This window comes from Megasphaera sp. AF13-6AC (assembly GCF_027685385.1).
GTDB lineage: Bacteria > Bacillota > Negativicutes > Veillonellales > Megasphaeraceae > Megasphaera > Megasphaera micronuciformis.
Genome location: NZ_JAQCUN010000137.1, coordinates 1 through 2,858 on the forward strand (window position 1 = coordinate 1; position 2,858 = coordinate 2,858).

Annotated in this window: 5 protein-coding genes and 1 pseudogene; 1 reads left to right on the forward strand and 5 read right to left on the reverse strand. The window is 45.6% G+C overall.

The annotated features are described in order from the left end of the window. A pseudogene (locus tag PGX78_RS07085) lies at positions 1-184 on the reverse strand (gamma-glutamyltransferase); the annotation flags it as partial. Positions 185-303: 119 nt separating this feature from the next. On the opposite strand from PGX78_RS07085, the gene PGX78_RS07090 reads away from it, so the two are divergent. Beyond that, a complete protein-coding gene (locus PGX78_RS07090) occupies positions 304-1,251 on the forward strand; it encodes a diacylglycerol/lipid kinase family protein (RefSeq protein WP_270446148.1) in 948 nt (315 codons plus the stop codon). Positions 1,252-1,392: 141 nt separating this feature from the next. On the opposite strand, the gene rpsR is transcribed toward PGX78_RS07090, so the two are convergent. The 4 genes from rpsR to PGX78_RS07110 form a co-directional block, all read right to left on the reverse strand. Then, complete coding sequence (gene rpsR / locus PGX78_RS07095) at positions 1,393-1,623, reverse strand: 30S ribosomal protein S18 (protein WP_006941612.1); 231 nt, start codon at positions 1,621-1,623, stop codon at positions 1,393-1,395. A gap of 45 nt (positions 1,624-1,668) precedes the next feature. Beyond that, positions 1,669-2,094, reverse strand: coding sequence for a single-stranded DNA-binding protein (locus PGX78_RS07100; protein ID WP_006941617.1), 426 nt, complete (start codon positions 2,092-2,094; stop codon positions 1,669-1,671). A 17-nt stretch (positions 2,095-2,111) separates the two neighbouring features. Further along, a complete protein-coding gene (gene rpsF / locus PGX78_RS07105; protein WP_040773627.1) occupies positions 2,112-2,396 on the reverse strand; it encodes a 30S ribosomal protein S6 in 285 nt (94 codons plus the stop codon). A gap of 136 nt (positions 2,397-2,532) precedes the next feature. Beyond that, on the reverse strand, positions 2,533-2,858 hold a 326-nt coding region (locus PGX78_RS07110), incomplete at its 5' end, for an acetyl-CoA hydrolase/transferase C-terminal domain-containing protein (RefSeq protein WP_333523996.1).

Genomic DNA, 2,858 nt, shown 5'->3' on the forward strand with positions numbered 1-2,858 from the left:
CTAAAACGGTAAGCGCAATGGCAACGGCTACTGCAGAGTCAACGGCATTTCCGCCTTTTTTTAACATATCCAGACCGATGTGTGCCGCTAAGGTTTGAGAGGTGCAAACCATGCCCTTGCGACCGTATACAGTGCGGCGAGGCCGGTTATATAAAGGTGTTGTAGTATTAAAACCCCATGACATAGATGTAAGGCCTCCTCGTTATGTATTCATTTCTACTATAGCACAGGAACGTTTTATCTTCACTAAATAATTTATTATAGTTATAATAAGGACAGATGAAATGATAGGAGGGTATACCAGTGAGCCGGTGTATGATGATTGTAAACCCTACGTCCGGGCGGGAAAAGGCAAAGTATTATAAGGACGACTTGTACGCTCAGTTGCAAACGATGTTCGACGAAGTGGAACTGCGTGAGACACGACGTAGCGGGGATGCCGTCAACTGGGCGAAAGAAGCGTCTAACAATAATTATGATGCCGTTTTTTCCATGGGTGGGGACGGCACTTTGAATGAAACTGTAAACGGCTTGGCTCAGGCCGGAAAAGAAATCAAGTTCGGCTTTGTACCCTTGGGGACAGTGAACGATTTGGCACGGGCTTTAAATATCCCCTTGCAGCCGGAAGATGCTATCGACATGTTACGGGATTGCAAGCTGGTAAAAGTGGATATAGGTCGTGTCAATGAGCGTTATTTTGTCAATACCGTTGCGGCAGGTGTAATGCCTGAAGCGGTGGGAAGCGTATCTATTGAACAAAAAACCCGTCTCGGCCCCATGGCCTACTTTCTTACAGGGCTTAAGGCCTTGCAATCACGCAGAACATCACTTTTTAAGATTGAGTCGGATGAGGGAACGGAAGTGCGCAGATCGCCGCTTATAGTGGCAATGCTTACCAGTTCCGTCGGCAGTTTTAACAACATAGCTCCTAAGGCTAAGGTTGATGACGGTACAATTTGGTTGGCTGTGTTTAAGGAATTTAATTACCTGGATGTATTAAAGGTTATCCCGGAAGTGCTGGCGGGGTTGCCCATAAACTCGGAATATATGACGCTGACACAGATAAAAAAAGCACGTATTTCCATTGTAGACGATGAGAAACTATCGACTAATATGGACGGGGATAAGGGACCCGACTTTCCACTTGAACTGGAAGTCTGCCCTTCGTTTCTAAGTGTTTATGTGCCTAGAAAGGCTATCCAGACAGGGTTTAATCCTATTGTTGTCCCCAAAGAATTATTCCACGGATAACGTATTTGACCGCTCCTGTAAAGGGGCGGTTTTATTATTAACCGGAAGCAGCTTGAAGGCGGGTGTATCGTTCAGACAGACAATAAGTTTTGAAAAATGAAAAGGCTGAAACTGCATGCAGTCTCAGCCTTTTGTTCGTTATTATTCAGCTGTGTACGGCAACAATGCAATCGCACGTGCACGTTTAATAGCTACTGTGAGTTTACGCTGATGTTTAGCGCAAACACCGGATACACGGCGAGGAAGAATTTTTCCTCGTTCCGTCGTGAAACGACGGAGTTTAGCCGTATCTTTGTAATCGATTTCTTCGATATGATCTACGCAGAAGTTACAAACTTTTCTTCTAGGTCTTCTCGAGCGATCTCTTCTCATTGTATAATTCCTCCCTCTATTGGATTTGAAGGGATGTATTTGACTTTAGAACGGGATTTCTTCGTCCGACTCGCTACCTAAACCGTCAAAACCGGTATCGGATGATGCGGGTTTACTTACAGGAGCGCCCATGCTCTGGGACGAATCGGAACCCATCGGCTGTGCTACAAAATCGGCGACGACTTCCGTGCGATAGCGTTTCTGGCCGTCTGCTCCTTCGTACGAGCGAACGGAGATACGACCTTCTACGAATACACGCTTGCCTTTGGCCAAATTGTTACCACAACTTTCTGCCAAATTACCCCATGCGACACAAGGAATAAAATCAGTTAATTCGCGTTGTTCCGTGCTTCCTGCAGGAATGTACGTACGTGTGCAGGCTACGGTAAACATTGCGACTGCCTTACCTGTTTTGGTAAAACGGATTTCCGGGTCACGAGCTAAGTTTCCCAATAATTGTACTGAATTCATATCCTTTGCGCCTCCGGTTATTCGCCGATCTTAACGATCAAATGTCTCAAGATTTCTTCACGGATTTTAATGACACGGTCAATTTCGAAAATCGCATCCGGTTCAATTTCAAAGTTGATCAAGACATAGTAACCGTCGTTTTGTTTTTTGACGGGATATGCCAAGTGGCGTTTGCCCCAGAGATCGACTTTTTCAATCTTTGCACCGTTTTTTGTGAGAAGATTGCTGATAAACTCTACGATAGGAGTAACTTCAGCTTCTTCGAGCGGTTTTGCGATAAACATGACTTCGTACTTTTTCACGAAATCACCTCCTCTTCTGGACATATGGCCCTTTTTCGAAAAAAAGGGCAAGAAAGATGCTTGACCCAATCAAGCTTTTATATTCTATCACATTCGGCAGGCGAACACAAGAAAAGAGGTGTGGAAAGGGAGAAGATTACCGCTTATTGCTGTAACGCCAAATTTTGAAAGCCTCTGCTTCTTTAATCAAATCTTCACGGAAATCGGGATGCGCCAAGTTAATGAGTTTTTCCGCACGTTCCCATGTGGAGGCGCCCATCAGGTTGGCAATGCCGTATTCCGTTGCTACATAATGGGTCTGGGAGCGAGGTACGGTCGTGATTGTACCGGGAAGTAAGGTGGGACGAATTCGGGATTGCAGTTTTCCCGACTTATCCGTAAAGGTGGCATGGAAGGCAATGATGCTCTTACCGCCTTTGGAACGATAAGCACCGTCGGCAAAATCAAGCTGCCCGCCGCTTC

Bases quoted from the DNA above. Each gene is read 5' to 3' on its own strand.
- PGX78_RS07100 (WP_006941617.1), bottom strand. From the start codon at position 2,094: ATGAATTCAGTACAATTATTGGGAAACTTAGCTCGTGACCCGGAAATC.
- rpsR (WP_006941612.1), bottom strand. From the start codon at position 1,623: ATGAGAAGAGATCGCTCGAGAAGACCTAGAAGAAAAGTTTGTAACTTC.